This window comes from Delftia sp. DLF01 (assembly GCF_014852125.1).
In the GTDB taxonomy this organism is placed as follows: domain Bacteria; phylum Pseudomonadota; class Gammaproteobacteria; order Burkholderiales; family Burkholderiaceae_C; genus Comamonas; species Comamonas acidovorans.
The window spans coordinates 856,359-881,551 of sequence record NZ_JACVAZ010000002.1; the positions used below are offsets into that span (position 1 = coordinate 856,359).

Below are 25,193 nucleotides of genomic sequence, written 5' to 3' on the forward strand. Positions count from 1 at the left end.
ACACAAACTGGCACGCAAACTGGTATGCAAGAAGTGTGCCTTTGGGCGCAGGAGTTTTTTCCCGGGACATACCCGGCCACCGCAGGCCTTCGGGCTGCGGCGACATGGTGAAATATGGAGCCGGACCTACCCTCCCTCCAGCCCCGCCATGTTCGTCACGCAGCTCAAGTCCTTTTTCTGGGTCGCCCGCCTTGGCAGCATCACGCAAGCCGCGCGCCAGCTCGCACTGAGCCAGCCCACCGTGACCACCCAGATCCGCGCGCTGGAAGAACACTACGGCGTGGAACTGTTCCATCGCCAGGGCGGACGGCTGTCCATCACCGATGCCGGCTTGCGCCTGCTGCCCCAGGTCGAGCAATTGCTGCTGCAGACCATCCAGCTGGAGTCGGCGCTGCGCCATTCGGGCGATGCCAGCCAGGGCCAGCTGCGCATAGGCGCGACGGCGCCCTACTACGTGCTGGACATCGTCAAGCGCTACCAGCGGCGCTTCGAGCGGGTGGAAGTGGCCATCGTGGGCGGCAACTCGCGCCAGATGGTGCAGGCGCTGGTGGACTACCAGGTGGACCTGGCGACCTCGTCACACCTGGAGAGCGATCCGCGCCTGCTGCGCGTGGAGCTGGGCCAGGACCCGCTGGCCCTGCTGGTGCACCGCAGCCACCGGCTGGCGCAGCGCACCATGGTGCAGGCGTCCGATCTGGTGCACGACACGCTGATCCTGCGCGAGCGCGGCTCCATGACGCGCCAGCTCACCGAACAGATGCTGGCCGCCGCCGGCCTGGCACCGCGCCACGTCATGGAAATCGCCAGCCGCGAAGCCATCCGCGAGGCCGTGATCCGCGACATGGGCATCAGCGTCTTCGCCCGGCATGAAGCCTCGGCCCACCCCGACATCGTCGTCCTGCCCTTCGCAGGCCCCGTGCCGCGCCTGCCCGAATACCTGTACTGCCTGCGCGAACGCCGCCAGGCCCGACTGATTGCCGGCTTTCTGCAAGAGGCCGTGCCGGGCGGGGTGCTGCCGGACCAGATGTGAACCGGCTCAGGCCAGCTCGGCATCCGCCAGCAGCGGCTGCCTGAGGTCCTTGTCCGACAGCGACATCTCCACATCGAACTGCGGCCATTGCACGCCGATGGCCGGGTCATCCCAGGCAATGCCGCGATCGGCCTGGGGCGCGTAGAAGGCCGTGGCCTTGTAGAGAAAGTCGGCGCTGTCGCTGAGCACCACGAAACCGTGGGCAAAGCCTGGGGGCACCCACAGCTGGCGGTGGTTGTCTTCCGTCAGCTCGGCGCCCACCCATTGGCCGAAGGTCGGCGAGCCCTTGCGGATGTCCACGGCCACGTCGAACACGGCGCCGCGCACCACGCGCACCAACTTGCCCTGGGCATGGGGCGGCAGCTGGTAGTGCAGGCCGCGCAGCACGCCTTTCTTGCTGCGGCTGTGGTTGTCCTGCACGAACTGGTGGTCCGTGCCCGTGGCCTGGTTGAAGGCCTGCTGGTTGAAGCTTTCGAGGAAAAAGCCGCGATCGTCACCAAACACCTTGGGCTCGATCAGCATCACCTCGGGAATGGCCAGGGGTGTTGCCTTCATGCGTGCACCTTTTCCTTGAGGATCTGCAGCAGGTACTGGCCGTAGCCATTCTTGGCCAAGGCCTGGCCCAGCGTCTCGAGCTGGGCGCGATCTATCCAGCCCTGGCGGAAGGCGATCTCCTCCGGACAGGAGACCTTCAGGCCCTGGCGCTGCTGCAGGGTGGCAATGAACTGGCCAGCCTCCAGCAGGCTGTCATGCGTGCCCGTGTCCAGCCAGGCATAGCCACGGCCCATGAGTTCCACATTGAGCTGGCCCTTGTCCAGGTACAGGCGGTTGAGGTCGGTGATTTCCAGCTCGCCGCGCGCCGAGGGCTTGATGGACTTGGCCAGCTCAACGACCTGGTTGTCGTAGAAATACAGGCCCGTGACCGCGTAGTTGCTCCTGGGCTGCTTGGGCTTTTCCTCCAGGGAAAGAACCCGGCCCTGGGCATCGAACTCGGCCACGCCATAGCGTTCCGGGTCCTGCACATGGTAGGCAAACACCGTGGCGCCTTCGCTGCGCGCGTCAGCGCGTTCGAGCAGGCGGGGGAAATCGTGTCCGTAGTAGATGTTGTCGCCCAGCACCAGGGCGCTGGGGGCGCCGGCCAGGAAGTCTTCGGCGATCAAAAAGGCCTGGGCCAGGCCATCCGGGCTGGGCTGGACGGCGTACTCCAGCTTCAGGCCCCACTGCGAGCCGTCGCCCAGCAATTGCTCGAAGCGCGGCGTGTCCTGCGGGGTGCTGATCACGAGGATTTCGCGGATGCCCGCGAGCATGAGGGCGCTCAGCGGGTAGTAGATCATCGGCTTGTCGTAGACCGGCAGCAGTTGCTTGCTGATGGCCAGCGTGGCCGGGTGCAGGCGGGTGCCGGAGCCGCCAGCGAGGATGATGCCTTTGCGTTGCGCGTTCATGGGGTGGGTCCTGTCGTTCGTGCTGAGTCGCGAGACCGCGCTCAGATGATTTCCTGCAGCATGCGGTCCACGCCGGCCTGCCAGTGGGGCAGGCGCAGGCCGAAGGTCTGCTGCAGCCGCTCGGTGTTCAGCCGGGAATTGTGCGGACGCTGCGCCGGGGTGGGAAAGGCGCTGGTGGGCACGGCAGCTATGCGCTGCACCTTCCAGGGGCGTTCGGGCGCGAGTTCGCGCGCCTTGGCGATCACATGGCTGGCGTAGGCGTGCCAGGTGGTCTCTCCACCGGCCACCAGGTGGTACAGGCCCTGGTCGCCGGGTTGGCGCTGCAGCTGGCGAATGGCATGGGCCGTGACGTCGGCGATGAGGTCCGCGCCCGTCGGTGCGCCCCATTGGTCGTCGATCACGCTCAGTGCCTCACGCTCCTGGGCCAGGCGCAGCATGGTCTTGGCGAAGTTGCCGCCGCGCGCCGCATAGACCCAGCTGGTGCGAAAGATCAGGTGGCGGCAGCCCGAAGCCTGGATCAGCTGCTCGCCTTCGAGCTTGCTGCTGCCATAGACGGACAGCGGCGCCGTGGCCTCGGTCTCCGTGCGCGCGGCGCTGCCGCTGCCGTCGAAGACGTAGTCCGTGCTGTAGTGCACCAGCAGCGCACCGGTCTGCGCCGCCTCGCGGGCCAGCACCTGGGGTGCCAGCGCGTTGAGCAGCCGCGCCTGGTCAGGCTCGCTTTCGGCCTTGTCCACGGCCGTGTGGGCGGCGGCATTGACGATGACATCGGGACGCAGAGCGCGCACGGTGCGTGCAAGCTCATCGAGGCGCGAGAGATCGCCGCACAGGCCCTGGCCACCGGCGTCGCCCTGGCGGTCCAGCGCAATCAGTTCGCCCAGTGGCGCCAGGCTGCGCTGCAGCTCCCAGCCCACCTGGCCATTGCGGCCCAGCAGCAGCAGCTTCATGCGCCGGCTCCCTCCGTGTACTGGCGGCTGACCCATTCGCGGTAGGCGCCAGACTGCACATCAGCCACCCATTCGGGGTTGTTCAGATACCACTGCACGGTCTTGCGGATGCCGGTCTCGAAGGTCTCGGCGGGCTTCCAGCCCAGTTCGCGCTCGAGCTTGCGCGCGTCGATGGCATAGCGCCGGTCATGGCCGGGGCGGTCCTTCACATAGGTGATCTGTGCGCTGTAGCTGGTGCCATCGGCCTTGGGGCGCAGCTCGTCGAGCAGCGCGCAGACCGTGTTCACGATCTCGACGTTGGGCTTCTCGTTCCAGCCGCCCACGTTGTAGGTGTCGCCCAGCCTGCCGGCCTCCAGCACGCGGCGGATGGCGCTGCAGTGGTCGCGCACATAGAGCCAGTCGCGTACCTGCATGCCGTCGCCATAGATGGGCAGCGGCTTGCCGGCCAGGGCGTTGACGATCATCAGCGGGATCAGCTTCTCGGGAAAGTGCAGCGGGCCGTAGTTGTTGCTGCAGTTGGTCGTCAGCACGGGCAGGCCGTAGGTGTGGTGCCAGGCGCGCACCAGGTGGTCGCTGGCGGCCTTGCTGGCCGAGTACGGGCTGTTGGGCTCGTAGAGGTGGTCTTCGGTGAAGGCCGGTGCCGCAGGCGCCAGGCTGCCGTAGACCTCGTCAGTGGAGACATGCAGGAAGCGGAAGGCCGCCTTGGCCTCGGCATCCAGCGCGCTCCAGTAGCCACGCACGGCTTCGAGCAGGCGGAAGGTGCCGACCACGTTGGTCTGGATGAAGTCCTCGGGACCATGGATGGAGCGGTCCACATGGCTCTCGGCCGCGAAGTTGACCACGGCGCGCGGCCTGTGCTCGGCCAGCAGTCGGGCCAGGGTCTGGCCGTCGCCGATGTCGGCCTGCACGAAGACATGGCGCGCATCGCCTTGCAGGCTCTCCAGGCTTTTGAGGTTGCCGGCGTAGGTGAGCTTGTCCACGTTGAGCACCGGCTCATCGCCGGTAGCCAGCCAGTCCAGCACGAAATTGGCGCCGATGAAGCCAGCGCCGCCTGTGACAAGAATCATGGTTCAACCTTGCAAAATTTCATTGTTCTTGGGGCGGGGATCCGGCAGCAGCATGGGGTGCTGCCTCCCGCGCGACCTGGGCATTGTCGGCGCTCACCAGTAAAAAAGCCCGCAGGAGGCGGGCTTTTTCCTTCAGGACACGCCTTTTACACACCAGGGCGTGTTCACTGGCCCTGCCAGCGGCGCAGCACCAGCGAGGCGTTCGTGCCACCGAAGCCGAAGCTGTTGGACAGCACGGTGTTCAACTGGGCATCGCGCGTGCGGGTGACCAGGGGCATGTCGCCCAATGCCGGATCGGGCGTGTCCACGTTGACCGAGCCTGCGATGAAACCCTTGTTCATCATGATCATGCAGTAGATGGCTTCCTGCACGCCGGTCGCACCCAGCGAGTGGCCGGTCAGCGACTTGGTGGAGGAGAACGGCGGCACCTGGTCGCCGAACAGCGCGCGCATGGCGCGCACTTCCTGCATGTCGCCCACAGGCGTGGAGGTGCCGTGGGTGTTGATGTAGTCCACACCGCCTTCGATGCCTTCAAGGGCCTGCTGCATGCAGGCGATGGCTCCGTCGCCCGAGGGCGCGACCATGTCCTCGCCATCGCTGGTGGCGCCAAAGCCCACGACTTCGGCCAGGATGTTCGCACCCCGGGCCTGGGCGTGCTCCAGGCTTTCCAGCACCACGGCACCGCCGCCGCCTGCGATCACGAAACCGTCGCGGTTGGCGTCATAGGCGCGCGAAGCCTTTTCGGGCTGGTCGTTGTGCTTGCTGGACATGGCACCCATGCCGTCGAACAGCAGGGCCATGCCCCAGGACAGCTCTTCGCCGCCACCGGCAAACATCACGTCCTGCATGCCCCAGGCAATCTGCTGTGCCGCAGCACCGATGCAGTGCGCCGAGGTGGAGCAGGCCGAGGTGATGGAGTAGTTGATGCCCTTGACCTTGAAATTGGTCGCCAGGCAGGCCGACACCGTGGAGCTCATGCAGCGCGTGACCTGGTAGGGACCGACGCGGCGAATGCCCTTCTCGCGCAATGTGTCAGCCGCCTCGATCTGGTTGGCCGGCGAGCCGCCGCCCGAGCCCATGATCAGGCCCGTGCGCGGATGGCTGACCTGCTCGGGAGCCAGGCCGGCCTGGGCGATGGCATCTTCCAGCGCGATCTGCGCATAGGCTGCCGCATCGCCCATGAAGCGCAGCTGCTTGCGATCGATCCGTGCCTCGACGTCGATCTCCGGCACACCGGCCACCTGGCTGCGCATGCCCAGTTCGGTGAACTTCGGCATGGCCTTGATGCCCGTGCGGCCCTCGCGCAGCGAGGTCTCCACGGTATCGAGGTCGTTGCCGATGCACGAGACAATGCCCGCGCCGGTGATGACTACGCGACGTTTGGTCATGCTGCCGTTCCCTGGCCTTCACCCTCGCGCAGGAACAGACCCACGCGCAGGTCATTGGCCACGTAGATTTCCTTGCCATCGGCCAGCAGGCGTGCATCGCCGATGGCCATGTTGAGCTTGCGCTTGATCACGCGCTTGATGTTGATTTCGTAGGTCACCAGCTTGACGTCAGGACCCACTTCGCCCGTGAACTTGACCTCGCCGGCGCCCAGGGCGCGGCCGCGGCCGGGAAGGCGCAGCCAGGTCAGGTAAAAGCCGATCAACTGCCACATGGCGTCCAGGCCCAGGCAGCCGGGCATGACGGGATCGCCCCGGAAATGGCAGTCGAAGAACCAGAGATCAGGCTTGATGTCGAGTTCGGCGACGATCTTGCCCAGGCCGTGGGCGCCACCATCGGTGTCGATGTGCGTGATGCGGTCGAACATCAACATGGGAGGCAGGGGAAGACGTCCGCTGTCTGCGGAAAACAGCTTGCCTTCGCCCGAAGCGATCAGTTGCTCATACGAAAAAGAATCGGCCATTGTCTAACTTGCTCCACGGCGGCACTGACGCCACCTCTATCTCTGAATGGGTGCGGCCCGCAGCGGACCATGCAGCCGCGCATTATCGGGGTTGAACGTTGCCAGACTGCAACAAAACCCCGAGGCCGCATCAAAACTCTGCCACAAAAGCCACGCCGACCCAGGTCGCGGGCCTTGGCTACAGCCCCTGGACCGGCCGCTTGCGGCGCCTGATCCACGCCACCGCCAGCACCGCCAAAGCAGCCAGACACAGCGGCACCAGACCTGCCGCGTGCACCCAGCGCGCGAATGGCGTCAAGGCCTCGCGCCCCTGCACGCTGGCCTGCAGCACGGCGCGCTCGTAAGGCACCAGCGCCTGCGTGACCACACCCCGGTGGTCGATGGCAACTGTGGCGCCGGTGTTGGTGGCGCGCAGCATGGGGCGCTCGAATTCCAGCGCGCGCATGCGGCTGATGGCCAGATGCTGGTCGATGGCCACGCTGTCGCCAAACCATCCGATGTTGCTGAAATTCACCAGCACCGTCGGCGCCGTCGCCGCGTTGCCAAAATGCGCACCCAGCTCCTCGCCAAACAAATCCTCGTAACAGATGTTGGGCGACAGACGCTCGCCGGCCCAGGCCATGGAGGGCTGGCCCAGCGCGCCGCGGTTGAAGTCGCCCAGCGGTATGTTCATCATCTGCGTGAACCAGCGGAACAGCGGCGGGATGAACTCCCCGAAGGGCACCAGATGGTGCTTGTCGTATTGGTAGTCCTGGATCTGGCCGGGCTGCCAGCCCACGACCGAGTTCGTGTAACCGGCCTCTTCCGACCCCAGGGGAATTCCCAGCAGCGCTGCCTGCCGGCCGTCCTTCTTCAGATACGGTTCGCGCAGCAGGTCCAGGTATTCCTCGGGCAGTTGCTGGGGCAGCAGGGGTACGGCCGTCTCAGGCGCCACCACCAGTTGCGCGGTGGCCGCGCGCAGCTCGCGCCCGTACCAGCCCAGCGCCAGAGGAATGCCGCTGCCGGCCTCGAATTTCTCATCCTGCGGGATATTGCCCTGCAGCAAGGCCACGCTCAGCGCCGGCCGTTCGGCCGACGGTGCATTGATGGCGGCATCGCGAAGCCACCACAGCCCGCCCCAGGCCAGGACCAGCGCCACTGCAGTGGCCACCAGGCGGACGGGCCGGAGACCCTGTCTGTCCAGCAAGGCAGCCAACCCATACGACAGCCCATATGCCAGCCAGGCCGCCACGGCCCCCGTGCCATAGACGCCAATCCAGCGCGGCAGCACGGACAAGGGACCTTCCACATGGGCATAACCGCCCGCGCCCCAGGGAAAGCCGGTCCACAGCCAGCCACGCGCCAGTTCGGCCAGCAACCAGACGGCGGAAAACAGCAGCGCGCCACCCGCCGCACCAGCAGGGCGCAGCCTTTGCCAGCCCCAGGCTGCCACCGCGTAGTAGCTGCTCAGAAACGCCGCAAGCGCCAGCACGGCGGCAACGGCCAGCGGCGCAGGCAGGCCGCCATAGACATGCATGGAGATGAACAGCCACCAGAAGGTGGCCACCAGCCAGGCCGTGGCGAACAGCATGGCACGCCCTGCCGCCTGGGCCGGACGCTGCGCCGTCTGCAGGGCGCGCGCCAGCACGGCCAGCGACAGAATCTGCAGCCACCACAGCGGGCGGCCATAGCCGCCGATGAGGCTCAGCGGCCCGTCACCTTGCCCGCGCGCCCAGGGCCAGGCCAGTGACAGGGCCTGTGCCGCACCCGCGACAAGCAGCAGCATGCCCTGGGCGAACCGGCCCATGCGCCGGCCGTCTTGCGAGAAAGCGGAAGAACTGGACAGGGGCATCGGCCGGTTGTGCGCAAAAAGAGGTAGGTCTCGGGTGAGAGAGGTCCAGCCAAGGGCAGGTTCAGGCGCAGCCTCAGCTGCGCAGCAGGCTGTCGGCGGCGGGATCGCGCACCACCTTGAACCAGCGCACGGCGCCGCCCTTGGTGTGCAGCACGGTGAATTCCAGACCCGCCAGATGGATCTGCTCGCCGCGCTTGGGCACATGGCCCATTTCGTGGGCGATCAGGCCGCCGATGGTGTCGAACTCATCGTCGGGATCGCGGGCATGCAGGGCGACCTCGAAGGTCTCGTTGACATGCTCGATGGTGGTGTCGCCCGCCACGCGGTAGCTGTTGTCGGCCAGGGCGAAGATGTCGCCCTCGTCCTCGGGGATGTCGAACTCGTCCTCGATCTCGCCGACGATTTCCTCCAGCACGTCCTCGATGGTCACAAGGCCCGCCACGCGGCCGAACTCGTCGATGACCACGGCGAGGTGGTTGCGGTTGCCCCGGAATTCGCGCAGCAGATCGTTCAGGCCCTTGCTCTCCGGCACGAAGGCGGCGGGGCGCAGCAGGGCGCGGATGTTCAGGTCCGGCGAACGCTGCAGCTTGAGCAGGTCCTTGGCCAGCAGGATGCCGATGATGTTCTCGCGCTCGCCCTGGTAGACCGGGAAGCGCGAATGGGCCGTGGTGATGACCTGGTGCAGCAATTCATCGAACGGCGCGTCGATGTTGACCAGGTCCATGCGAGGGGCTGCGACCATGACGTCGCCGGCCGTCATGTCGGCCATGCGGATCACGCGTTCGAGCATGACGCGCGACTCGGGGCCGATGACCTGATTGTCCTCGGCGTCGGCCAGGGTCTCGATCAGCTCGTCGGGAGAGTCGGGGGCCGGGTGAATGAACTCGGCCACCTTTTGCAGGAAGCTTCGCTTGCTTTCCTTCTCGGAAGAGCGCGCAGGATGGGGGTCGGACACTGTCTTGGAGTGCAGGACGTGCGGTAGTGAAACAAGCTGCAAGGATAGCGGATTGCTCCGTCACCCCTGCATGCGCTGCGCCAATTCCCTTGCGGCGTTTTGCGCTTATTCGCCGGCCTGGTGGCGGCCATCCTGCACGCCACGGCGGATTTCCTGCACGTCGGCCAGGAAATCCCAAAACTGCTTGGCCTGCTTCTTGAACTGGTAGTCCACCTCGCCGATGTGCTCGGTCATCAGAGACGCCATGTGCGTGTCGATGCCGGCGGGCGGCAGTTGCAAGTAGGCCTCGGATTCGGAGCCATCGCGCTTGATGGTGGCGCCGGCCTTGCGCGCAATCCTGAGCATGGCCGTGTTCTCCGACAGCGCGTGGATGAACATCATGGACACGCCCTTGGTGCGTGCATGGATCACGGCGCGGTTGAACAGGCGCCCGCCATAGCCACGGCCACGTGCCTGCTTGAGCACGGAGACGCCGAATTCGGCGCAGCTCTTGTGCTCGGGATGCGAGGCAAAGGCCAGGTGCGCCATGGCGATCAGTTCGAGACGGCGGTTGTAGATGCCGAAGATGTCATCGCGCTCGAAGTCGAGCTGCATGGCATAGCGGCGGACCTGCTCGTCGCTGGCGGCATAGCCGAAGCGCAGGTAGCGGTCGCCTTCATCGAGCTTGAGCAAATGCGCCACCACGCGCTCGCGGTGGGACGGGCCCAGCGAACGAATGGGCACCATGGACGCGGAGCGCCCATCGGGACGGTGCGGCTGGCCTGCGCTCGCACGCAACATGTCCCGGCCGGCCTGCCAGGACGCCTTCAACCAGTCTTTGGATGCATTCATGGCTCAAATATAGGTAAAAACCCGATGTCGAGCAACGGAGATATTGCAATGCAACAAAACCGTAAGGTTTTGGCATGCAAACCAATTTTCCCTCCCTGCACCTCTCGACGGCCAGGCCCCTGTCCGAGCCTTCGTGGCTACAGAGGCACCGCCGTGGTCACCTTCACCCGGTCCATCACGAAGCTGGTCTTGCAGTCCTGCACGCTGGGGTGCTTGAGCAAGGTGTCCATGACGAAGCGCGTGTAGTGCTGCATATCGGCCACGACCACGCGCATCAGGTAGTCCATTTCGCCGGTCAGTGACACGCATTCCACCACCTCGGGCCAAGTCTGCACGCTGGCGCGGAACACGTCCATGGGGTTGCGCTTGCTGGTCTCGGTGTACTTTTCCAGGCGCACGTTGAGATAGGCGGTCAGCCCCAGGCCCACCGTCTCGGGCTGGACCAGGGCCACGTAGCGATCGATCACACCGCCGTCTTCCAGGCGCTTGACCCGGCGCAGCACGGCGCTGGGAGACAGGCCGACCTGCTCCCCGATGACGTCATAGGTTTCCCGGCCGTTGGCCTGCAGGCGGCGCAAAATGGCCCGATCCAGTTTGTCGATGTTGTGCGTGGCGCTCATGGCGGTGGACTCGTAAATAAGTACGGATTTCTTCAGGGTTAACCCGAATTAACCAGTTAAATTGCGATAAACGAAAGAATTCCGCAATTTTCATGCATTTCGCATTTTCCCTCCACGGGCAAACGGCAAAAAGCTGAAGCCCCTCCCGCCTACAGTGACAGCACCGATCGAGAAGACGCAGGCGCCGGCCATGGCGCCCGTCCGACTGTCCTGCACTGAACTGGCCGGAGATCCCCATGAATGCCCCGCTGAACCAGGCTGCCGCCCAGGCCTGCGCGCAAACAGTCAAGCGCCAACGGGACATGCATCGTCCACGCCTTCCGGCCTGCCCACGCTGCCTATACTGCGGGGATCGCCTCCATTTCGCTTCACGCCATGACGCCCCGCCACGACGCCAACCGCGCCATGTCACGCCATGCCCGAGCGCCTGCGCCAGCCGGCCCGCAGCCGTCGGCCCGGTTGGCGCGGCGCAGCCTGCTGGCAGCACTGGCCGCCCTGCCCTGGCTGCCTGCGGCGGCGCAGGCCCAGCCGCTCTCCGCCGCCCAGACGCGCGATGCGAAGTCCGACTCCCTGACCCTGATCGTTCCCTATGCGGCCGGCGGCCCGCTGGACCGCACGGCACGGCCGCTGGTCGAGGCCAGCACCGCGAAGCTGGGAGCCATCCAAATCCTCTATGTGCCGGGCGACGGCGGCGCCAAGGGCTCCAACATGGTGGCCCAGGCCACCGCCCAGGACCGCTTGCTGCTGATGGGCGCGGCCGCCACCCATGCCGTGCTGCCCTGGCTGCAGCCCCAGCTGGGCTACGACCCGCTGCGCGACTTCCAGCCGCTGGTGCTGGTGGCGCGCATGCCCAATGTGCTGGTCATGCGCAGCGATCTGGCACGCCAGTGGCGCATACGCACGCCGCTGGACCTGCAGCGCTTTCTTGCAAAGCACCGCCAGCCGCTGCGCTATGCCTCGGGCGGGCCGGGCAGCAGCGGCCACCTGTCGGGCGAGATGTACCAGATGCTCACGCGGCTGCCGCTGCTGCACCTGCCCTTCGGCGGCACGCAGCCGGCACTGTCGGCCCTGCTCGACGGCTCGGCCGACCTGCTGTTCGACAGCCTGGCGTCTTCGCTGCCGCACATCCGCGCAGGGCGGCTGCAGGCCCTGGCCGTGACCACGCTGGAGCGCGCGCCCCTGCTGCCCGAGGTGCCCAGCCTCAACGACACGGTGCAGGGCTTCAACATGGCCAACTGGTTCGGCCTGTTTGCGCCGGCCAGCTGGCCCGCGGAACAGGCGCAGCGCCATGCCGCCGCGTTCTCGCAGGCCATGCGCAGCCGCCCGGTGCAGGACACCCTGTCCGCCATGGGCGCGCTGCCCGAAGAACTGCAACTGCAGGAGTTCGCGCGCTTTGTGCGTTCCGAGCACAGCAAATACGGCCTGCTGGTACAGGCCGCCCGAATCCGCCAGCTCTGAGCCGCGCAGGTGCCTTGCCTGCCCCCGGCCCGGGGCGGCAATGACAAGATCCTTGGAGAGCACCATGATGAGCACCGCAGCGACCCCCACCTCGTCCCACGCCCCCGCCCACGCCCCCGGTGTGGCACCCGTGGTCTACGGCCAGGCCGATCGCCCCCCGCGCGGCGACTACAGCCGCGCCAGCGACGACTACACCTGCGCGCAGGACTACGACGCCTACACCGAGGCCGACCACGACACCTACCGGCGCCTGTACGAGCGCCAGTCCGCCCTGCTGCCGGGCCTGGCAAGCCAGCACTTCATCGACGCCCTGCCCTCGCTGGGCGCCAAGGACCGCATTCCGCGCTTCGAGGAAGTCAACGAGCGCCTGCGCCGCGCCACGGGCTGGGAGATCGTCGGCGTGCCCGGGCTGATTCCCGAGGTGCCCTTCTTCTCGCTGCTGGCCAACCGCAAATTCCCGGTTACGGACTGGATCCGCAAGCCCGAGGAGTTCGAGTACATCGTCGAGCCCGATGTCTTCCACGACCTCTTCGGCCATGTGCCGCTGCTGTTCAACCCCGTCATCGCCGACTACATCCAGGCCTACGGCCAGGGCGGGCTCAAGGCGGCCGAGCTGGGCGCCTGCGAGATGCTGTCGCGCCTGTACTGGTACACCATCGAATTCGGCCTGATCCGCGAACAGGGCGGCCTGCGCGCCTATGGCGCGGGCATTCTCAGTTCATCGGGCGAACTCAACTACTCGGTGCGCAGCCCCGAGCCGCAGCGCCTGCCGCTGTCGCTGGAGCGCGCCATGCGCACGCTCTACAAGATCGACAGCTACCAGCACACCTACTTCGTGATCGACGACCTGCAGCAGCTGTTCGACCTCACGGCCGCCGATTTCGAGCCGCTGTACCGCCAGCTGCGCGATCAGCCCACCGTCGCGGCAGATGCGCTGCTGCCGGGCGAGGTCGCTCTGTAGGAATCGGCGCTGCAGGAATCTGCAGCCTGAAGCCGCTCGCGCAGCGCCAGGCAAAAGCGCCAGACGCGCTCGTCGAACACCAGCTGCACGTGGGCCACATCGTCCAGGCGGTGCGCATCCTGCCCTGGCAGCGTGGCCACGGGGAATGGAAAGACGATGTTGTCGCAGCAGCTCCACCAGCAGCTGAAGGGCACGTCCGAGGGCGGCGGTCCCAGGCGCTGCAACCAGGCGCTGTCCGTGCGCATCTGCAGCGCCGGCAGGCCATGGGCGAAGCGCGCCATCCAGGTGCCACGGTGCGGCGTGGCCAGCGTCACCACGTGGGCCGCCAGTTGCGGGCGCTCCTGCGCCGACAGTTGCCCCAGCCAGGCCCGCACCACCAGTCCACCCATGCTGTGCGCCACGATCAGCGGAGCGCGCCCCGTGGCCTGGGCCATGCGGCGCGCGCAGGCGTCAAGGTCGGCCACCATGGCGTCGATGGATGCGCCATGCGCCGGCTCCAGCGTCATGGCAGCGCAGGCAATGCCGCCTTTCTTGAGCCGCCGCAGCCAGGGCGCCCAGACCGCGCGGTTGCAGAAGAACCCGTGGACCAGCACCACGCCCACCTGGCCCATCGCACCCACTTGGCCGGTGGTGCCGCCGTCAGGCCAGCCATCGGCCTGGGCAAGGGCGCGAAACGGCAGCCGCCAGCCAAACACCTGCACGGCCAACCGCCACTCGGCCAGCCAGGCCGCCGCCACCGTGCGCCATGACGGCACGGGCGCGCCCGCCTTGCGCACCACGCGGCGCATCAACACCATCTGCAGGCCCAGGTGCAGGCCCGGCCAGCACAGGCCCAGCAGCGCCCCCGTCAGCGCCAGCCCGGGTGAACGCGGCCACCACCATGCCAGCCAGGCCGCGGCGCCCGCCAGCGTGCCCAGCGCCACCATTTGCAGAATGCGTGCGTTCACGGCAGCCCGTCCCCAATGAAAAAAGAAGCCAACGTAGCACAGGCCCTAGGACAACCCCGTGTAGACCGCAAAGCACCCGCCTGACCAGAATCGGCCGCAGCGGTGGCCGGCCGACCGGCGCCTGCAACTTCGCTGTCCCCCTGTCTTCCCAGCAACCCAAGGTACCCTGCATGGACGCTGCGCCCTGGCTCAAGAACTATCCCGCCGATGTGCCTCACGAGGTGCATCCCGAGCAATACCGCTCGCTCACACACCTGCTGGAGGAGGCCTTCACCCAGCATGCGGACCTGCCCTTTTCGGTCTGCATGGACCGCTGGATGAGTTACCGCGAGCTGGACCAGCTGTCCACCCGCCTGGGCGCCTGGCTGCAGGGGCTGGGCCTGGAGCCCGATGCGCGCGTGGCCATCATGCTGCCCAATGTGCCGCAGTTCGCCGTGAGCATGGCGGCCGTGCTGCGCGCCGGCTACACCTGCGTCAACGTCAATCCGCTGTACACCCCGCGCGAGCTGGAGCACCAGCTCAAGGACTCGGGCGCCACGGCCATCATCATCCTGGAGAACTTCGCCCACACCCTGGCCGACGTGATCGAGCGCAGCGCCATACGCCATGTCTGCGTCACGGCCATGGGCGATCTGCTGGGCGGCATGTACGGCAGCTGGATCACCTTCGCCGTGCGCCACCTGGCCAAGATGGTGCCGGCCTACAGCCTGCCGCTGGACGGGGCGGGCGGCACGGTGCGCGAGGTCACGACCTTTTCCCAGGCGCTGGCGCGCGGCGCCCAGAAAGAGCTGCGGCCCAGCCAGGCGGGGCTGGATTCGGTGGCCTTTCTCCAGTACACGGGCGGCACCACGGGCCTGTCCAAGGGCGCCGTGCTCACCCACCGCTGCATCGTGGCCGCCACGCTGCAGGCCCATGCCTGGTTCACGCCGGCGCTGCATGGCCGCGTGAAGGCCCAGGACACGCACATCATCGCGGCGCTGCCGCTGTACCACATCTTCGCGCTCACGGTGAGCCTGTTTGCCATGCGCATGGGCGCCAGCCTGAGCCTGATCCCCAATCCGCGCGACATCCCCAAGTTCGTCAAGGTGCTGCAAAAACGGCCCTTCCACATCCTGCCGGCCGTCAACACCCTGTTCAACGCCCTGCTCAACAACGCCCAGTTCCGCGAGCTGGACTTCTCGCAACTGCGCGTGTCGCAGGCCGGGGGCATGGCCGCCAGCGAGGGCACAGCGCGCCAGTGGCAGCAGGTCACGGGCAGCGTGATGATCGAAGGCTGGGGCATGAGCGAGACCTGCGCCATCGGCACCAACAACCCCGTCATCACCACCTCCTTCAGCGGCACCATCGGCCTGCCGCTGCCGGGCATCTCCATCGCCATCAAGGACGACGAAGGCCGCGACCTGCCCATGGGAGAGGCCGGCGAGCTGTGCATCAAGGGCCCCAACGTCATGCGCGGCTACTACAACCAGCCGGACGAAACCGCCAAGGCCTTCACGGCCGACGGCTACATGCGCACCGGCGACATCGGCGTGATGGACCAGGAGGGCTTCACCCGCATCATCGACCGCAAGAAGGACATGATGGTGGTCAGCGGCTTCAACGTCTATCCGAACGAGCTGGAGAACGTGATCTCCATGTGCCCCGGCGTGCTCGAATGCGCAGCCGTGGGCGTGGCCGACGAGCGCCAGGGCGAGGCCATCAAGGTCTACGTGGTGCGCAGCGACCCGGCACTGACCGAGGACCAGGTGATGCGCTTTTGCCATGACCAGCTCACCGGCTACAAGCGCCCGCGCACGGTGGAGTTCCGCGACGAACTGCCCAAGACCAACGTAGGCAAGATCCTCAGGCGCGCCCTGCGCGATCCCGCCTGAAACCCGCACGGCCGCAGCTGTAGCCCACGCGTCAGCCGTGGCTGCCTGCGGCTGTTAGCCTTGGGCAAAAGCCGCCCCGCCTCCTCATGACAACTTCCGCCCCAACCAGCGACAGCGCCGCGCTGCCCCCCGGCATGACCGTGCTGGAGCGCGGCTGGCTGTCGGCCAACAACATCGTCTTCGCCGCCGATACCGATGTCCCTGTGGACGACCCGCAGGACGACGGCGCTGCCGTGGTCGATACCGGCTACGTCAGCCATGCCGGGCAGACCGTGCTGCTGGTCGAGCAGACGCTGGCCGGCCAACCGCTGGCACGCATCCTCAACACCCATCTGCACAGCGATCACTGCGGCGGCAATGCTGCCTTGCAGGCGCGCTGGCCGCAGGCCCGGACCTACGCCGCACCGGGCCAGGCCGCCTTCGTGCGCGACTGGAACCCCGCTGCACTGAGCTACACGCCCACCGGCCAGGAATGCCCGCAATTTGCGCTGACCGGCGTGCTGCAGCCCGGCACCAGCGTGCGGCTGTCGGGGCGTGACTGGCAGATCCATGCCGCGCCCGGGCACGATCCGCACTCCATCATCCTGTTCGAGCCCGCCAGCCGCACCCTGATCTCGGCCGACGCGCTCTGGGAAAACGGCTTCGGCGTGGTCTTCCCCGAGATCGAGGGCCTGAGCGCCTTCGACGAAGTGGCCGCCACGCTCGACGTGATCGAAGGCCTGGCACCGCTCACCATCGTCCCCGGCCACGGTGGCGTTTTCACGGGAGTGGCCGCCGCGCTGGACACGGCGCGCCGCCGCCTGGACGGCTTTGTGCGCGCCCCCGAGCGCCACGCGCTCTACGCGGCCAAGGTGCTGCTCAAGTACCGGCTGCTGGACTGGCAACGCATACGCACCACCGATCTGCTGGCCTGGCTGGCCGCCACGCCCTACTTCGGCATGCTGCATGCAGGCTATTTCAGCCACGAAACCGCCGAGCACTGGAGCCGCACGCTGGTGGATGCACTGGTGCAATCGGGCGCGGCGCAGCGCGAGGGCGAATGGGTTCACAACGCCTGAACGAAACAGATCTGCGATAGACGTAAAAGAAATTAAGAATGCTCTGATAGATTTCACAAATGGCAATGACTAGCATTCGCTGATCAGCAAAAAGGCGCTCCTGACGTCCACGGGAATCGCACTGCAGGCCAAGTGCCTGCGCTGATCAGAGCGAGCCTCAGGCCTGCCACATGACGCGCTCCGCGTCCAGCCGCCCCGCCAGCCAGCATCCAATCCTGCACAGCGAGGGAGGCGGGCATGGCTCACCACACCAATCACATCACCGGCCGCAAGCACTGCGCGGCTGCGACACGGCCGCATGCCGTGGGCATCGCCGCCACGCTGATGGCACTGAGCCTGCCGATGCAGATCCAGGCGCAGCCCGCCACGCCAGCTCCGCTGGACCAGACACTCGGGGAAGTCCAGGTCCGCGACCGCCATGACGGCGGCTACAAGGCGCAAAAGGCAGCATCCCCCAAGTTCACCCGCCCGCTGGTGGACACGCCCCAGACCCTGTCGGTGATACGCCGGGAAGTCATGGAGGAACAGGAAGCAACCACCTTGCAGGAAGCCTTGCGCAACACGCCCGGCGTGACCCTGTTGCTGGGAGAAGGCGGCAACTCCAACAGCAAGGACAACATCTTCATGCGCGGCTTCGACACCACAGGCAGCATCTTCATCGACGGCGTGCGCAACCTGGGCAGCTCGGTGCGCGACACCTTCAACATCGAGGACATCGAGATCGTCAAGGGCGCCTCGGGTTCCGAGTACGGGCGCGGCGCGCCTTCCGGCAGCATCAACATGCGCACCAAGCTGCCGATGCTGGGCGATCTGTCGCAGATACGCCTTGGCACCGGCACCGCCGACACCAACCGCGCCACTGCAGACCTGAACCGGCAGCTCGGCGACACCGCCGCCCTGCGTCTGAACGCCATGGTCCAGAGCAGTGGTGTCGCAGGCCGCGACTTCGTGCGCGACCAGGGCATGGGCATGGCGCCATCGCTGGCCCTGGGGCTGGGCACGCCCACGCGCCTCATCGCCGACATGCAACTGCTGCAATACGACAACCGTCCCGATGGCGGCGTGCCCACCGTGGGACTTCCAGGCTTCTACAACGGCGCATTGTCCATACTGGGCATCAAAGACATACAGCCCGTGGACCCGTCCAACTTCTACGGCAGCCTGGACGACTTCAGCAAGACCGAGCTGAACCAGGCCACCGTGCGCTTCGAGCACGACCTGTCACCCGGCACCACGGTGCGCAACATCACGCGCGTGGGACGCAGCAAGATCGACCAGTTGCTCACGGGCACCTCGGGCATCGTCAGCGACGGAAGCGGCGCAAGCGCCGTGGGTCGCCCGGACCCCGCCACCTGGACTGCCTCGCGCTCGCGCCAGTTGCGCTGGCAATCCAACCAGTTGTTCACCAACCAGACCAGCCTTTCATCGAACTTCAGGAGCGGCGGGCTGCAGCATGCGCTGAGCGCGGGCCTGGAGCTGATCTACGAGAAGCAGACCTCCCGGGGGCGCACGGGCGCAGGCGCCATGGCGCCCGCCAATCTCTACGATCCCAGCGTCAGCGATGCGATCACGGGCCAGGACATCCGCTATACCGGCCAGCTCAACGAAGGCGATACCAAGACCCTTGCGCTGTACGCCTTCGACAGCATCGAGTTCAGCCCGCAGTGGCAGCTCAACGGTGGCCTGCGCTGGGACCGCTACCGCAGCGCCAATGACAACACCACGGCGCCCAATGCCAGCACGGGTGCGCAGACCACCACCCAGTTGGGCAGCAGCGGCAGCCTGCTCAGTGCCAAGCTGGGACTGGTCTTCAAGCCCGTGGAGTACGGCAGCATCTACGCCGGCATTTCGACGTCGCAGCAGCCGCCGGGCGGCAGCAACTTCGCGCTCAGCGCCACCGAGGGCAACATCAACCACTCCGCCATGGACCCCTCCAAGGCCACCAACCTGGAAATGGGCACCAAGTGGGACATCCTGGACAGGCGGCTGCTGCTGACGGCCGCGCTGTTCCAGACCACGGTGCGCAATGATCTGGGCACCCGGGACAGCGTCACCGGCGTGGTCACCCAGTACGGCAAGAAGCAGGTCAAGGGCATTGAGCTGGGCGCCGTCGGCCAGATGACGCCGGCCTGGAACATCACGGCCGGCCTGGCGCGCATGAACACCAACATAGCGCAGGGCACGTCCTCCCAGACCGGCGCGCACCTGAACTGGTCGCCCAGGCTGAGCTTCACCAGCTGGAGCACCTACCGCTTCGGCAACGGACTGACCCTGGGCGGAGGAGCCCGCTACATGGACAGGATGGCACGCCTGGTCAGCAACTCCGCCGTGCAGGCCACCACCAATATGCCCAGCGCCCAGGCCTACTGGGTGTATGACGCCTTCATGGCCTACGAGGTCAGCAAGAACCTGCGCCTTCAGCTCAATATCTACAACCTGGCCGACAAGAAATACGTGGCCAGCCTCAACAACGGCGGCGCGCGCTACATCCCGGGTACGGCACGCTCGGCCAGACTGGTCGCGACGCTGAAGTTCTGAATGCAAGGGCCGGGCACCCGGCCATCGCCCCCGTCAGCCCCTCTCCCCGCCGGGGCTTCCCGATGCAAGGACATACACCATGATGCTGCACATTCCCCATGTGCTCACGCGCGAGCAGGTTGCCGCCATCCGCTCGGCCATCGATGCCGCCGACTGGGTGGATGGCCGTGCCACGGCAGGCAGCCAGGGCGCCCGGGTCAAGCGCAACCGCCAGTTGCCCGAAGACTCGCCCGTGGCACTGGAGCAGGGCCGCATCATCGAGCAGGCGCTGGCGGCCAATGCGCTGTACTTCAGTGCCGCCCTGCCCGCACGCACCATGTCGCCGCTGTTCAACCGCTATGCGGACAGTGAAACCTATGGCCTGCACGTGGACGGTGCGGCGCGGCGCCTGTCAGGCGCGCAGCAGTGGATGCGCACCGATGTGTCCTGCACCCTCTTCCTCTGCGATCCCGAGGACTACGACGGCGGCGAGCTGGTCGTGGCGGACACCTACGGCACGCACGAGGTCAAGCTGCCGGCCGGCGATCTCATCCTCTACCCCTCCACCAGCCTGCACCGCGTGGAACCGGTCACCCGGGGCGAGCGCGTGTGCTCCTTCTTCTGGGCGCAGAGCATGGTGCGCGACGACACACGCCGGGCCATGCTGTTCGAGATGGACCAGACCATACAGCGCCTGCGCGAAAAACTGGGCGAGACCGACGAAACCCTCAGCCTCGCGGGCCAATATCACAACCTGCTGCGCATGTGGGCGGAGACCTGAGGAATCGGATCGCTTCAGGGCTTGTGCTTTTCGGCACAGCCGATCAGGTGGTTGTAGCTGTTGGACATGCACTGGTACATGGCCTTGGAGCGGCCCGTGGAGGCCTGGCAGTCGGCCACGGTGGCGTGCGTGCGCGCCTCGCGGAACTTGCCCGCGGTTGCATCGAACTGCGCCTGGGTGATGTAGCCGCCCTTGACGTTCTTCTGCCCGTTCTCGACCATGGTGTCCACTTGGCTGCGGATGTTGTCCACGGCGGCGGCGCAGTTCAGCGGCACCTCCTTGGAGTCGACCTTGCTCAGGCCCTTGGCCACGCCGTCCGCCATCTCGCGCACCTGCTTGGGCAGCTTCTTCGTGCCGTCGGGATTGCGCTCTTCGCCAAACCGGCCCGAGCCTGCGCCCGAGCTGCCATTGGGCGATACCTTGATCTGGCCGGCATCGGCCTGGTCGGTGGGCAGCTGCGATCCGTAATGCGTGCGCCCTTCCGCGTCCACCCATTTGTAGACCGGCTGCGCTGCCGCCGTGCACGCCCATGCAAGACCCAGCGCGGCCCAGGCCGTGCGGCTCCATGTTGTTGTCATTGTTGAAACCCCTGCGGTATCCGGGGCCGCGGCATGCGGCCCGCCAGTCGGTAACCAAGTGTAGCGCCGACAGGCATCGCCGCACCCCGCAGGAATGTCAAGTGCGGCTCAGGGCAGGTCCTTGCTGGGGTCGGGCGTGGCTGCGTCGCGGGGGCCGATGGTGCCCAGGCGGCTCTTGAGCGACTGGGGCTGGCCCGTGATGAGCGCCGCGTAGTTGGTGGTGTTGGACAGCACCTTCTTCACGTAGTCGCGCGTCTCGGTGAAGGGCACGTTCTCGGCCCAGATGGCGGCGTCGAGCACCGGGCCGTTGCGCCAGTTGCGCGGGCGGCCGGGACCGGCGTTGTAGCCGGCCGCAGCCAGCGCCATGGAACCGTCGAAATCGTCCAGCGCCAGCTTTAGATAGGCGGTGCCGATGGTGATGTTCACCTCGCGGTCATTGATCATGGACGGGGAAAAGTCCGTCATGCCGATCTTGCGCGCCGTCCAGCGGGCCGTGGCCGGCATGACCTGCATCAGGCCCGAGGCGCCCACGCCCGAGCGGGCGTCCATGATGAAGCGGCTTTCCTGGCGGATCAGGCCATAGACGTAGGCCGGGTCCAGGCCGATGGAGCGCGAGCGCGCCAGCACCGTGTCGTGGAAAGGCATGGGAAAGCGCTGGTTCCAGTCGGCAAAGCTGCGGGTGCGCTCGCTGGTGTTGATGCAGCGGTCCCAGACCTGCTGGTGGCAGGCCAGATCGGCGGCGGCCAGCAGTTCGCGGTCGCTCATGCCGCCGGCCTGGTGCAGGTTGGTGGCGTAGTTCCATTCGCGCACGCCTTCGCTGCGCAGGCCGTTCTGGATGGCGTAGAGGCCGCGCACCAGGCTGGGGTTGGCGCGGGCGGCGGCCTTCTCCTGTGCCGTGGGCGGCGCAGGCGGAGGTGGCGCCGCCACGCGCTGGCCGATATCCTCCAGCGCCAGCTGCTCGTAGAAACTGCCGGGGCCGGCCATGTCCTCCAGCAGTTGGCGCGCCTCGGAGCGCTCCTGCTCGCTGGGGCGGCCTGACAGCAGGGCACGCGCCTTCCAGTAGGTCCAGGTGGGATCGGTACGCTCGGCCCCCATGGCGTCGATGGCGCGGCGCACCGTGCGCCAGTCGCCTGCACGCAACGCGGCGCGCACCTTCCAGCCCAGCAGTTCATCGCTGAGGTCGCCGTCCTTGCGCACCTTGCCGAAATAGGTCGCCGCCTCGGGCTGCAGCTTGAGTGCTGCCTGCTTGCCGATCACGCCCCAGGCCCAGTTGTTCTCCTCGGCCGTCAGCCGGGCACCCCAGCCGCCTTCCAGCTGGGTGGCCGCCGCCGCCGGGTCGCTGGAGGCCATGCGGATCAACGCCAGCAGCGCCAGCTCCTTGGGCACGGCACCGCGCACGCGCGTCTGCCCGGCCAGGTACTTGGCGGGCGAGGCAAAGACCTGTGCCACCTGGGGCAAGGCCTCGGGAGCGACGATGGCCACCGCATCGCGCGTGGCCTTTTGGCGATTGGCCTCGGCCGCCTGGCGCGCCTTGCGCCAGACTTCGGGTTCGCTGATCTGCTTGGCCGCGTACAGCTCGCCGGCGGCGTAGGTGCAGCCGTCGTCGGCGTCGCGCTGGGCCCACCACAGGTCGCGCACCTGCTGGCCCAGGTTGGCAGCAGGCTGGCCCTTGATGCTGTCGATCAGCAGGGCGTAGCAGCTGACGGAGCGGTCATCGCGCATGCGAAACGCACCATGCACCTGGTCGAACATGCCCCAGTCGCGGCGCTGCCCCAGCAGCAGCAGCCAGTCGTTGCGCAGCCGGTCTTCCTGGTAGGTGCCGGGCCAGCGCTTGAAAAACCCCAGAATCTCATCGGCACTGGCTTCATCCAGCCGGGCCTTGAGTTCCCAGTACGCGGCCCAAGGTTCGAGCACATGGCCACGCGCAGAAGGCAGCAGCTGCGTGAGCTTGGCCTTGTCGCCTTTGCGGAAGGCCTGCTGCATTTCCAGCAAGACATCGTCGCCACGGTTTTGCGCCAGCGCAGGCGTGGCTGCGGTGGTCCAGAGGGAAGCCGCCAAAAGCGGTGTCAAAATCTTCAGCCAGTGCATGGAGGAAATTATCTGATGGACAAAGCAGCCCTGCGCCGCAGCTTGATAGACCAGCGCCTCAATCTTCCCGACCGACTGCAGCGCGCCGACGCACTGCAGCAGGTCATGCGCTTTTGGCTGATACAGCGGCCCGACACCGTGATCGGCGCCTATTGGCCGATCAAGGGAGAGTTCGATCCGCTGCCCGCGCTTCACCGCTGGAAGGAAGATGGCGAGCTACAGGGTACCCCACAAAGGCGCCGAATCGGACTGCCGGTGATTGACAAGCAGCGTAAGACACTCAGCTTTCACGCCTGGTACCCGGGCTGTCCCATGGAAGAGGATGCCTATGGCATCCCTAAGCCCAAGGACACCGAAACCCTCACCCCCACCCTGCTGTTCGTGCCCTGCGTGGGCTACGCGGCTGGTGGCTACCGCCTGGGCTATGGCGGCGGTTTCTACGACCGCACCCTGGCCGAGCTGCAGCCCAAGCCCTTCACCGTGGGCCTGGGCTACGGCTGCGGCTATGTGGACGAGTTCGAGCCCGAGCCACATGACCTGCCGCTGGACGCCATCCTGAATGACCATGGGGTCGTCTGGCCGGTGTAGCAAGCTCCCCCTGAGCGGCTTCGCCGCTTCCCCCTCTCTACTCGCTGCGCGAGGGAGGGGGACGACGCCCTCGGCTGGGCGCCCCCGCCGCGAGGCGGCTCTTGCTCGGCGTCCCTGGTTTTGGGCTGCGCCGGTTTTTAGCGCTGTGCTTCTTTAATTTGCTGTCTCGCGCTGAGCCCGCCATTGGGTCCAGCCGCGCGAGCGCAGGTCGCAGGCTGGGCAGATGCCGCAGCCGTAGCCCCAGTCGTGCAGTGTCTCGCGCGTGCCCTGGTAGCAGGTGTGGGTGTCGCGCTGGATGAGGTCCACCAGGGTGTCGCCGCCCAGGTCGTGGGCCATTTGCCAGGTTTGGGCCTTGTCTATCCACATCAGGGGCGTTTCGATGCGCAGGCGCCGCTCCAGGCCCAGGTTCAGGGCGAGCTGCATGGCCTTCATGGTGTCGTCTCGGCAGTCGGGGTAGCCAGAGTAGTCGGTCTCGCAGACGCCGGTGACGATCACCGACAGGCCGCGCCGGTAGGCCAGCGCGCCGGCCAGGGTCAGGAACAGCAGGTTGCGGCCGGGCACGAAGGTGTTGGGCAGGCCGTCGGCCTGCATGGCGAAGGCCACGTCCTCGGTCAGGGAGGAGCCGCCGATCTGTTGCAGCACGTCCAGCGAGAGGACATGGTCATCGCCCAGGCGCGGAGCCCATTGGGGAAAGTCCCTGGACAGCCGCTCGCGCACCTGCTGGCGCACCTGCATTTCCACGCTGTGGCGCTGGCCATAGTCAAAACCCAGGGTCTCGACGCGCTCGTACAGCGACAGCGCCTGCGCCAGGCAGGTGGTCGAATCCTGGCCGCCGGAAAACAGGACCAGCGCAGCCGTGTGGCGCGCCGCTGGCGCCTGGGGAGAAGAGCTATCGTTTTGCATGGCACGCATTAGAGCGCGCCCAGGCAGCGCCCGGCTCCTACATGGGTTTTCCTGCCATGCTTGCTAAGCTGTAGGGCCTATCGCGGAGGTTGCGGCCATGCTCACGCTCTATATCGGCAACAAGAATTATTCGTCCTGGTCCATGCGCCCCTGGGTGCTGATGCGCCAGGCCGGCATTGCTTTCGAAGAGGTCATGCTGCGCTTTGACAGCTTCGACGAGCAGTCCGCCTTCAAGCAGCGCGCCCGCGCGCTCTCGCCCTCGGGCCGCGTGCCCGTGCTCATGGATGAAGGCATGGCCATCTGGGACAGCCTGGCCATCTGCGAGTACCTGGCCGAGAAATTCCCTGAAAAGCACCTATGGCCCACGCTGGCGCTGAACCGCGCCCGCGCGCGCAGCCTCTGCGCCGAGATGCACAGCGGCTTCGGCGCCCTGCGCTCGCTGTGCCCGATGAACATCGAGGCCCAGCTGCCCGAGGTCGGCGCGCGGCTATGGGCAGAGAACGCCGCACTGCGCGACGATGTGCAGCACCTGTCCGAGCTGTGGCAACCGCTGCTGTCCACGGCCAGCGGCCCCATGCTGTACGACCAGTTCAGCATCGTCGATGCCTTCTTCGCCCCCGTGTGCATGCGCCTGGCGACCTATGAGCTGCCCGTGGCACCGGCCATTGACGCCTACGTGCGCCGCGTGCGCGCCCTGCCGGGCGTGCAGGACTGGGTGCAGGGCGCACTGGCCGAGCATGATTTCCGGCCCTTCGAGGAGCCGTACCGCACGGCTGCGGCGGGCTGAGTGCCGCCTGTCTGCTGCCAGTCTGCC

At 66.9% G+C, this 25,193-nt stretch carries 23 protein-coding genes; 9 read left to right on the forward strand and 14 right to left on the reverse strand.

Annotated elements, in window-relative coordinates; all coding sequences use genetic code 11:
- Nucleotides 1-148 precede the first annotated feature (148 nt).
- A complete protein-coding gene (locus IB269_RS12310) occupies nucleotides 149-1,030 on the forward strand; it encodes a LysR substrate-binding domain-containing protein (protein ID WP_192367271.1) in 882 nt (293 codons plus the stop codon).
- Between the two features lie 6 nt (nucleotides 1,031-1,036).
- Here IB269_RS12310 and rfbC read toward each other — a convergent pair whose 3' ends face one another.
- The 10 genes from rfbC to IB269_RS12360 all read right to left on the reverse strand — a co-directional run bounded on the left by rfbC (nucleotide 1,037) and on the right by IB269_RS12360 (nucleotide 10,629).
- A complete protein-coding gene (gene rfbC, locus IB269_RS12315) occupies nucleotides 1,037-1,585 on the reverse strand; it encodes a dTDP-4-dehydrorhamnose 3,5-epimerase (protein ID WP_192367272.1) in 549 nt (182 codons plus the stop codon).
- Nucleotides 1,582-2,472, reverse strand: coding sequence for a glucose-1-phosphate thymidylyltransferase RfbA (gene rfbA, locus IB269_RS12320; RefSeq protein ID WP_088166014.1), 891 nt, complete (start codon nucleotides 2,470-2,472; stop codon nucleotides 1,582-1,584). The genes rfbC and rfbA overlap by 4 nt, the downstream gene beginning before the upstream one ends.
- Nucleotides 2,473-2,513: 41 nt before the next feature.
- Nucleotides 2,514-3,416: a dTDP-4-dehydrorhamnose reductase gene (rfbD, locus tag IB269_RS12325; RefSeq protein WP_192367273.1), complete on the reverse strand. Its 903-nt coding sequence runs from the start codon at nucleotides 3,414-3,416 to the stop codon at nucleotides 2,514-2,516.
- On the reverse strand, nucleotides 3,413-4,483 hold the full coding sequence (gene rfbB, locus IB269_RS12330) for a dTDP-glucose 4,6-dehydratase (protein WP_192367274.1): 1,071 nt from the start codon (nucleotides 4,481-4,483) through the stop codon (nucleotides 3,413-3,415). The genes rfbD and rfbB overlap by 4 nt, the downstream gene beginning before the upstream one ends.
- A gap of 164 nt (nucleotides 4,484-4,647) precedes the next feature.
- Nucleotides 4,648-5,871, reverse strand: a complete 1,224-nt coding sequence (gene fabB, locus IB269_RS12335; RefSeq protein WP_012203204.1) for a beta-ketoacyl-ACP synthase I — start codon at nucleotides 5,869-5,871, stop codon at nucleotides 4,648-4,650.
- Nucleotides 5,868-6,392 (reverse strand): bifunctional 3-hydroxydecanoyl-ACP dehydratase/trans-2-decenoyl-ACP isomerase, encoded by a 525-nt coding sequence (fabA, locus tag IB269_RS12340; RefSeq protein WP_012203203.1) that lies wholly within the window; start codon nucleotides 6,390-6,392, stop codon nucleotides 5,868-5,870. The genes fabB and fabA overlap by 4 nt, the downstream gene beginning before the upstream one ends.
- A 178-nt stretch (nucleotides 6,393-6,570) precedes the next feature.
- A complete protein-coding gene (lnt, locus tag IB269_RS12345) occupies nucleotides 6,571-8,223 on the reverse strand; it encodes an apolipoprotein N-acyltransferase (protein WP_192367275.1) in 1,653 nt (550 codons plus the stop codon).
- Nucleotides 8,224-8,296: 73 nt separating this feature from the next.
- Nucleotides 8,297-9,178 (reverse strand): HlyC/CorC family transporter, encoded by an 882-nt coding sequence (locus tag IB269_RS12350; RefSeq protein ID WP_013804259.1) that lies wholly within the window; start codon nucleotides 9,176-9,178, stop codon nucleotides 8,297-8,299.
- A 105-nt stretch (nucleotides 9,179-9,283) separates the two neighbouring features.
- Nucleotides 9,284-10,009, reverse strand: coding sequence for a GNAT family N-acetyltransferase (locus IB269_RS12355; protein ID WP_013804260.1), 726 nt, complete (start codon nucleotides 10,007-10,009; stop codon nucleotides 9,284-9,286).
- Between the two features lie 137 nt (nucleotides 10,010-10,146).
- Nucleotides 10,147-10,629 (reverse strand): Lrp/AsnC family transcriptional regulator, encoded by a 483-nt coding sequence (locus IB269_RS12360; RefSeq protein WP_012203199.1) that lies wholly within the window; start codon nucleotides 10,627-10,629, stop codon nucleotides 10,147-10,149.
- 375 nt (nucleotides 10,630-11,004) lie between these two features.
- On the opposite strand from IB269_RS12360, the gene IB269_RS12365 reads away from it, so the two are divergent.
- Nucleotides 11,005-12,087, forward strand: coding sequence for a Bug family tripartite tricarboxylate transporter substrate binding protein (locus tag IB269_RS12365; RefSeq protein ID WP_225614093.1), 1,083 nt, complete (start codon nucleotides 11,005-11,007; stop codon nucleotides 12,085-12,087).
- A gap of 64 nt (nucleotides 12,088-12,151) precedes the next feature.
- Nucleotides 12,152-13,048: a phenylalanine 4-monooxygenase gene (phhA, locus tag IB269_RS12370; protein ID WP_063327318.1), complete on the forward strand. Its 897-nt coding sequence runs from the start codon at nucleotides 12,152-12,154 to the stop codon at nucleotides 13,046-13,048.
- Here phhA and IB269_RS12375 read toward each other — a convergent pair.
- Nucleotides 12,997-13,995, reverse strand: coding sequence for an esterase/lipase family protein (locus tag IB269_RS12375; RefSeq protein WP_192367276.1), 999 nt, complete (start codon nucleotides 13,993-13,995; stop codon nucleotides 12,997-12,999). The genes phhA and IB269_RS12375 overlap by 52 nt on opposite strands.
- Nucleotides 13,996-14,165: 170 nt before the next feature.
- Between IB269_RS12375 and IB269_RS12380 the strand changes: the two genes are divergently transcribed.
- The 4 genes from IB269_RS12380 to IB269_RS12395 all read left to right on the forward strand — a co-directional run bounded on the left by IB269_RS12380 (nucleotide 14,166) and on the right by IB269_RS12395 (nucleotide 20,222).
- Complete coding sequence (locus IB269_RS12380) at nucleotides 14,166-15,866, forward strand: AMP-binding protein (RefSeq protein ID WP_034390222.1); 1,701 nt, start codon at nucleotides 14,166-14,168, stop codon at nucleotides 15,864-15,866.
- Nucleotides 15,867-15,952: 86 nt separating this feature from the next.
- The gene (locus IB269_RS12385) at nucleotides 15,953-16,924 is read left to right on the forward strand and encodes an MBL fold metallo-hydrolase (protein ID WP_013804265.1); all 972 of its coding nucleotides are present in this window, start codon (nucleotides 15,953-15,955) and stop codon (nucleotides 16,922-16,924) included.
- A 237-nt stretch (nucleotides 16,925-17,161) separates the two neighbouring features.
- The gene (locus IB269_RS12390) at nucleotides 17,162-19,462 is read left to right on the forward strand and encodes a catecholate siderophore receptor Fiu (protein ID WP_192367277.1); all 2,301 of its coding nucleotides are present in this window, start codon (nucleotides 17,162-17,164) and stop codon (nucleotides 19,460-19,462) included.
- A gap of 79 nt (nucleotides 19,463-19,541) precedes the next feature.
- A complete protein-coding gene (locus tag IB269_RS12395) occupies nucleotides 19,542-20,222 on the forward strand; it encodes a Fe2+-dependent dioxygenase (protein WP_192367278.1) in 681 nt (226 codons plus the stop codon).
- Between the two features lie 14 nt (nucleotides 20,223-20,236).
- Here the strand turns inward: IB269_RS12395 and IB269_RS12400 are convergent, their stop codons facing one another.
- Together IB269_RS12400 and IB269_RS12405 are read right to left on the reverse strand one after the other, a co-directional pair.
- Complete coding sequence (locus IB269_RS12400) at nucleotides 20,237-20,800, reverse strand: DUF4124 domain-containing protein (protein ID WP_088166004.1); 564 nt, start codon at nucleotides 20,798-20,800, stop codon at nucleotides 20,237-20,239.
- A 108-nt stretch (nucleotides 20,801-20,908) separates the two neighbouring features.
- Entirely contained in the window at nucleotides 20,909-22,888 is a 1,980-nt protein-coding gene (locus IB269_RS12405) for a lytic transglycosylase domain-containing protein (RefSeq protein WP_192367279.1), read from the reverse strand.
- Nucleotides 22,889-22,903: 15 nt separating this feature from the next.
- Here IB269_RS12405 and IB269_RS12410 point away from each other — a divergent pair, with 15 nt between their 5' ends.
- Entirely contained in the window at nucleotides 22,904-23,476 is a 573-nt protein-coding gene (locus IB269_RS12410; RefSeq protein WP_012203191.1) for a 5-formyltetrahydrofolate cyclo-ligase, read from the forward strand.
- A gap of 153 nt (nucleotides 23,477-23,629) precedes the next feature.
- Here the strand turns inward: IB269_RS12410 and queC are convergent, their stop codons facing one another.
- A complete protein-coding gene (queC, locus tag IB269_RS12415) occupies nucleotides 23,630-24,379 on the reverse strand; it encodes a 7-cyano-7-deazaguanine synthase QueC (RefSeq protein ID WP_192367280.1) in 750 nt (249 codons plus the stop codon).
- A gap of 97 nt (nucleotides 24,380-24,476) precedes the next feature.
- On the opposite strand from queC, the gene IB269_RS12420 reads away from it, so the two are divergent.
- Entirely contained in the window at nucleotides 24,477-25,166 is a 690-nt protein-coding gene (locus IB269_RS12420; RefSeq protein ID WP_097203783.1) for a glutathione S-transferase family protein, read from the forward strand.
- Nucleotides 25,167-25,193 lie beyond the last annotated feature (27 nt).